Annotated in this window: 4 protein-coding genes and 1 riboswitch; of the genes, 1 reads left to right on the top strand and 3 read right to left on the bottom strand. The window is 64.4% G+C overall.

Annotated elements, in window-relative coordinates; genetic code table 11:
* Positions 1-148 precede the first annotated feature (148 nt).
* From nhaC to SY1_RS01755, 3 genes are all read right to left on the bottom strand, one after another.
* Positions 149-1,663 carry a Na+/H+ antiporter NhaC gene (gene nhaC, locus SY1_RS01765; protein ID WP_015555985.1) on the bottom strand — a complete coding sequence of 505 codons (1,515 nt, stop codon included), beginning with the start codon at positions 1,661-1,663 and terminating at the stop codon, positions 149-151.
* 212 nt (positions 1,664-1,875) lie between these two features.
* Positions 1,876-2,040: riboswitch (cobalamin riboswitch) on the bottom strand.
* A 260-nt stretch (positions 2,041-2,300) separates the two neighbouring features.
* Positions 2,301-4,856 (bottom strand): heavy metal translocating P-type ATPase, encoded by a 2,556-nt coding sequence (locus tag SY1_RS01760; protein WP_015555984.1) that lies wholly within the window; start codon positions 4,854-4,856, stop codon positions 2,301-2,303.
* Between the two features lie 136 nt (positions 4,857-4,992).
* Entirely contained in the window at positions 4,993-5,298 is a 306-nt protein-coding gene (locus SY1_RS01755; RefSeq protein WP_015555983.1) for a metal-sensing transcriptional repressor, read from the bottom strand.
* A gap of 212 nt (positions 5,299-5,510) precedes the next feature.
* On the opposite strand from SY1_RS01755, the gene SY1_RS01750 reads away from it, so the two are divergent.
* Positions 5,511-6,806 (top strand): hypothetical protein (locus SY1_RS01750; RefSeq protein ID WP_208872569.1); only part of this gene is annotated, 1,296 nt, incomplete at its 3' end.

Raw genomic sequence — 6,806 nt, 5'->3', positions numbered from 1 at the left:
TAAAACCACAAACAAAAATACACGCAGCCACACAAAAACCCTATCCGCACAGGGCGCCGGGCTGAGCGAGGCCCGGCTTCACGCGCAGCGGGAAATACGATCCTCTGAACTTCAGTCCCTATCCCGCAGGATGGGGGAAAACGCGCCCTCAGCAGCGCCCCGTTTCCGCCAGCTGAGCCTTCTCCTCCTCCGTCATGTAGCGGACGTTAAACTTCAAGAAGGCGAACACGGCCACGACGAGGGGCATGAACAGGTTGAAGAAGCAGTACTTGAAATAAAGGGCCGTCGGCACGCCCAGGGCATTGCTCATAAAGGCGCCGCAGGTGTTCCACGGGATCAGGGCGCCCGAGACGGTGCCCATGCCCTCCAGAGTGCTGGAGAGCTGGGACGGGTGCAGTCCTCGTTCCCGGTAGGATTGAGCGTACATGCGGCCCGGTATCACGATGGAGATGTACTGCTCCGGCATGGTGATGTTGCTGAACAGGCAGGTCACCTCCGTGGAGACGATGAGGCCCGCATAGCTCTTCAGCCGGAACAGGACGGCGTTCACTATCGTCTCCAGCTGGCCCGTCTCCTCCATGATCCCACCGAACATCATGGCGATGATCGTCAGGGAGATCGAGAAGAGCATCCCCTCCAGCCCGCCCTTGGTGAAGAGCGTGTCGATGACCTCAACGCCGGTCTCGCTGACGTACCCGTAATGCGCGCACTTCAGGATATCTCCAAGGGAAGCCCCCTGATAGATGGGGGCCAGGAACGCGGCGGTCAGAAGCCCGATGACGATACCCGGTATGGCAGGCATCTTCATCGCCACCAGGACGATGACCAGCGCCGGCGGGATCAGGAGGACGGGACTGACCTTGAACTGGGACAGGATTCCGTCCTGAATGAGCTTGATGCTCTCCAGGCTGGTCTCGGTGCCCCCATAGCCCATGCCCATATAGGCGAACAGCCCCAGAGCGGCGAGGTAGGCCACCACCGTGGTGGGGATCATCGCCTTCACGTGAGTGAAGACATCCGTCCCCGCCATCGCGGGGGCCAGGTTCGTGGTGTCGGAGAGCGGGGACATCTTGTCGCCGAAGTACGCCCCGGAGATCACTGCGCCCGCCGCCAGGGGAAGCGGGATCTCGAGCCCGACGGCGATCCCCATGAGCGCGACCCCCATGGTCCCCGCGGTCCCCCACGAGGTCCCCGTCGCCAGGGACGTGATGGAGCAGATCAGGACCGCCGCCGGCAGGAAGAGTTGAGGGGACAGCAGCTTCAGCCCGTAAAGGATCATCGAGGGGACGACGCCCGACACGATCCATACGCCGATGAGCATACCGATGATGGCCAGGATGATGATCGACTGCATGGCCTGAGATATCCCCTTGATCATCGCGTTTTCGAGGGACTCCCACTTGTAGCCCAACCACAGTCCCATAACCGCGGCCGCGATGACGCCGACGAACATGGGGATATGCGGGTCCAGTTTGAACTTGATAATGCTCACCGACATCACGACGATGAGAAAGCCGAAGGTAAACAGCGCCTCGATAAGGTTGGCCTTCCGCGGAGTCCGGCTTCCGGGCTCCTTCTTCCCTCCTCCGGGCTCCCCCAAAAATTCTTCCTCAACGGTCTGAAGGTTATCGAAATTCCCGGCGGCATCAATATTCTTGTCCATAGTCTTCCCTCTTTCCATCTCCAAGCTCAATCGCCCTTACGGGTCCCCTGCCTCAACCGCAGCGCACTTAATCTCTCGGATGCGATACACCTCCTCCCATAAGCCCCCCAGCGTACTGCCCGACATCGCTCGAACTCGAAACGCAAAAAAAGGCTGTCCGTAAAATGGGCACAGACCCATTTTACGGACAGCCTCAGATCCTCGTAAGGCTATCCCTCTCCCCGCGAATGACCGGTCTCCTGACTCGCCTTCATCCTCGAATCGCCCTTCCCGGAAAACGGAACCCAGTGGTTGCGCGACCTCGTCCGGCACACAGTGGCGGGTCCCGCGCCGGATTTTCACCGGGCTTCCCGTCCATCAAACGCAGGTATCGACAATCAAGTGCGAACCCCCTAAGGAGCTCACGAGTGAAACGGTGAAAAAGAACGCACTTCGTGACTTGGCCCCCAGTTTAACTCAACCGGGTGGAGTTTGTCAAATTTTTTAGGCGAACAGACCAAAGAATTTCAGAAACGAAGGACGCTTTTGTATCGATGTTGAACAATCGCCGTTTCTTTTCTTACCCATGGATTGAGGCACTCAAAAAGGGCCGGAACCCTCAGGCCCCGGCCCCTGCATCAACCCGCAGGGCTCCGCCCTACGCGGCTTCGACGGACTTCACCTCGTAGCCCGCGTCCGTGACGGCCTTCGTCAGGACCGCGTCCGCCACGTCCCCGGAAAGGGTCACGAGCGCCGTCCGGTCCTCAAGGCTGACCTCCACGCCGGACACGCCGGACACCTGCGACAGCGCAGTCCTGACGTGCTTCACGCAGTTCTGGCACATCATGCCCTCCACATGCAGCAGCTTCTTCACCTTCATCACCCCCTTACCCTCGTCTCCCTCCGCGGCGCCCGACGCTTCCACGATCGGGTCCGCCGAGGCGTAACTCGGCCTGAAGCGGCGCAGGCGCAGCGCGTTGGACACCACGAACACGGAGCTGAAGCTCATGGCCAGCGCCCCCAGCATGGGGCTGAGCTTCACCTCCCACAGGGGGTAGAGCACGCCCGCCGCGACGGGGATGCAGAGGGCGTTGTAGAACAGCGCCCAGAACAGGTTCTGCTTTATGTTGCGGATGACGGCGTGGCCGAGCTGGATGGCCCCCGCCACGTCCATCAGGCTGCTGCGCATCAGCACCAGGTCCGCGGACTCGATGGCCACGTCCGTGCCCGCCCCGATGGCGATGCCCACGTCGGCCCTGGCCAGGGCCGGAGCGTCGTTGATGCCGTCCCCCACCATGGCCACCTTCCGCCCCGCCTCCTGCAGGCGGCGCACCTCCCCCTCCTTATCCTGGGGCAGCACCTCCGCCGTGACCTCGTCCAGCCCCACCTGACGCTGAATGGCGCAGGCCGTGCGCCGGTTGTCCCCCGTCAGCATCGCGACCCGGAGCCCCATGCGGCGCAGCTCGCCTACGGCCTGACGGCTGGTGGGCTTCACGACGTCCGCCGCCGCGATCACCCCCGCCAGCCGCCCCTCCGTCACGAAGAACATCGGGGTGCTTCCCTCGTCCGCCAGCTTCTGCTCCAGCTCCTTCGCGCGCTCGTCGTAAAGGCCCGCCGCCTCCAGGACCCTGCGGTTCCCCGCGCGCCACTCGCGCCCTCCCACGACACCGCGGACCCCCGCTCCGGCCTCCTGGGCAAAGTCCTCCACGGACAGGAGCTCCAAGCCCTCCGCCTCCGCCCGCGCGGTGACGGCAGCGGCCAGGGGATGCTCCGATCGGCTCTCAAGGGACGCGGCAGCCCTCAGGAACTCCCGCTGATCCATCGCGGGACACAGGACGTCCGTCACGACCGGCGTCCCCTGAGTGATGGTGCCCGTCTTGTCCAGCACCACCGTGTCGATGTCGTGGAGCCGCTCGAGGGCCTCGGCCGACTTGATGAGGATGCCGCTGGCCGCGCCCCGCCCCGTGCCCACCATGACGGCCGTGGGCGTCGCCAGCCCCAGCGCGCAGGGACAGGAGATCACCAGCACGGAGATGGCCATGGAGAGGGCGAACTCCACGCCGCGTCCCGCCAGGAGCCATATCGCGCCCGTCGCAAGGGCGATGGCGATCACGATGGGCACGAAGACGCCGCTGACCCGATCCGCCATCTTGGCGATGGGGGCTTTGGAGCTCGTGGCCTCGTCCACCAGGCGGACGATCTGCGCCAGGGTCGTCTCCTCGCCGACACCCGTGACCCGCATCTTCAGCCAGCCGCCGCGCACCGTCGTCGCGCCGACCAGGCGGTCTCCGGGGACCTTGTCCACAGGGATGCTCTCGCCCGTGATCGCGGACTCGTCCACCGCGGCGGCGCCCTCCGTCAGCACGCCGTCCGCGGGGATGGCCTGTCCGGACTTGACGACGGCGATCTCCCCCCTCTCCAGCTCCTCGATCGGGATCTCCACCTCCGCCCCGTCCCGCTCCACCACCGCCGTCCGGGGAGCCAGGTCCATCAGGCGCGTGATGGCGTCCGACGTTCGGCGTTTGGCCCGCGCTTCGAAGAACTTGCCGAGCGTGATGAGGGTCAGGATCATCCCGGCCGACTCGATGTAGAGGTCCATGGAGAAGCGGGAGACCGTCGCCGCGTCCCCGCGTCCCGCGGCCCAGGCCATGCGATAGATGGCGTACACGCCGTACACCAGGGCCGCGCTGCTGCCGAGGGCGATCAGGGAGTCCATGTTCGGGGAGCCGTGGGCCAGCGCGCCGAAGCCCACTCGAAAGAACTTGAAGTTGATGAAGGCCACCGGCAAAGCCAACAGAAGGAGCGTCAGGGCAAAGACCAGCGCGTTCTCCACGCCCAGGAAACAGGACGGCATGGGCCAGCCCATCATGCGCCCCATGGACAGGTAGGACAGCGGGAGGGCGAAGACGAGCGAGGCCACGAGGCGCGTCCTGAGCCCCAGGTACTCCTGGAGGGCGACGTCCTGCGCTGGCCCGCGCGCCTCTCTCCTCTCCCCCGCGCCGCCGCGGAGGCTGGCCCCGTACCCCGCCTTCACCACCGCGGCCACGACGTCGGCGGAGGAAAGCACCCCCTCGTCGTAGCGGACGGTCATGCCGTTCTTCAACAGGTTGACGGCAACCTCTTCGACGCCCGGCAGCGCCGCCACGCTCTTCTCCACGCGGGCAGAGCAGGCCGCACAGCTCATGCCCGTAACGTCGTACGATTCCCTCTTCATCGGGATCCCTCCTCGAGAACCTATTGCAACTCACCGTCCGGACGCCCGGAGATGAGGCTCAGGACGTCCATAACACCCCCTCCCCGTGGGGGTCTATTGAACGATAGCACGGCCCGTCCCCTTTGTCAAACGGGCTTCAGCGGCCTATGATCTTCGCGAGGAGGTCCGATATCTCGTCCAGCTTCGCGTCGACGTCGCCGTGCTCGACGGCATCCCGCACGCAGTGGTGCATGTGCTGCCGCAGCACCAGGACGTTCGCGCGCCTCAGGAGCGCGGACGAGGCCAGGAGCTGGTTGGATATGTCCACGCAGTAGCGCCCCTCCTCGATCATCCTTATGATGCCCTCCACCTGTCCCCTCACCGTCTTCAGCGCCTTGAGCGCCGCCCGCTTCTCCTCGTTCAACGCCGCCGCACCCGGCGTGCGCTCCGGCATGATCGTCATCTAAAAGCCCCCACTTTCCTCGCTCAGGACCTCCGCATTGGCATGACACCCCCACCCCGTGTCATTATACTACGCTCGGATATCGATGCTCGCCTTAACGTGTCTCCACGCCACCGTCATGATAATATATTGATCGACCTGTCTGGCGTCGCGGACAGCCGGTCCGTGCCGCACACGACGAATCCATCCAAAATTATAAGGAGTGAGCGACGGTGAGCGAAGCGTGGGATGCGCAAAAGGACCGGGGCCGCGTCAGCCTGTGGGGGCTCTGGGCGTGGGGACTTTCGTTCGGCTACGCGCTGAGCGACGCCCTCCTGAGGATCGTCCTGTGGGGCAATGCAAGCCCCACCTCATGGAGGAAGGAAACCTGGCCGGTGCTCGTCCTGGCTGCAGCGGCTGCAATCGCCCTCCTCCTGCACCTCAGGCGGGACCGCCGGGCGGCCCTGGCGCTGAGCGCCGGAGCGGGCCTCTACGGACTCCTGGATCGGGGGCTTTACCTCCACTCGACCTTCCTCGCCAACGCGAACCCCGAAGCTCTGCGGAAGGCGTTTCAGCTGTTGTCCTCGCCGTATTGGTGGATTCATCAGATCCTGTGGCTTCCCCTCCTTGCCGGCGGGTACCTGGCGCTGCGCCGAAGCCGACGCGCCTGGCCCCTCCTCTGCGCCAGCGCGGCGGGGGCCCTGTACCTCCTCTCCGACACCCCCGCCCTGTGGCACATGGGGCACAGGGAGCTGCAGTCCCCCACGATCCTGGCGTTTCAGGTCTGCGATATCATGGGCTACGCCTCCATCATCGCCGCGTTCCTGTTCGCGTGGCTGGACGTGCGTTCACCGCGGCCGGTGCGGTTTGGTGTCGAGAAAATCGAGCCGGATACGAACGACGAACGTTCGGAGGCCTTGAAACTCAGAAAGAGGCTCAGCCGGCTGCTCCTGGCGGGCATGATCCTTTTCTGCCTCAACGAGTTCTTCGGCGCGGGCGGCCTTTTGAGCGCGATCCTGTCGATGACGCTCTACGACAGCCTCGGCCGGACGGGCGTTCGACTTCTGCCCTGCATCCTACCCTGTGCTGCCTTCCTCTACAGTCTGCGCCCTTTGGCTTCGCCAAAAATCCTTATGGCCTACGCCTGCTGGGAGGCCTTCGTGTACGCAGTATTGTCAGCCGGGGCAACGCTTCGCGCGTTTACGGGCAGGTCCATGATGGTGGCCATCGGATTGGGGGAAATCTATTTTCTGGTCACCATGGGAGAAGTGCTCCTGACGGTGCTGTTCCTCGCCGTCCTTCACACGGCCCGCCGCCTGGACGGGTTGTCTTGCCCCGCCGGGGCGAAGGAGTCCTCCCTCGCGTGGTGCGCCTACGCCGTGTCCTTTCTCTATCCGCTGGCAGACTGCGTCTACTGGGTCATGAGGTGGATCGAGTTCAGCCACTATCAAGACAGCCCGGCCCTTTGGGCAACCCTATCGGTCCTCAAGGTCCTGCTGGCCGCGCTCTTCCTGTCCCTTTTCCCCAGG

This window comes from Fretibacterium fastidiosum (assembly GCF_000210715.1).
GTDB lineage: Bacteria > Synergistota > Synergistia > Synergistales > Aminobacteriaceae > Fretibacterium > Fretibacterium fastidiosum.
Note: the sequence above shows the minus strand (reverse complement) of the source record. Positions and strands in the feature narration are given on the sequence as shown.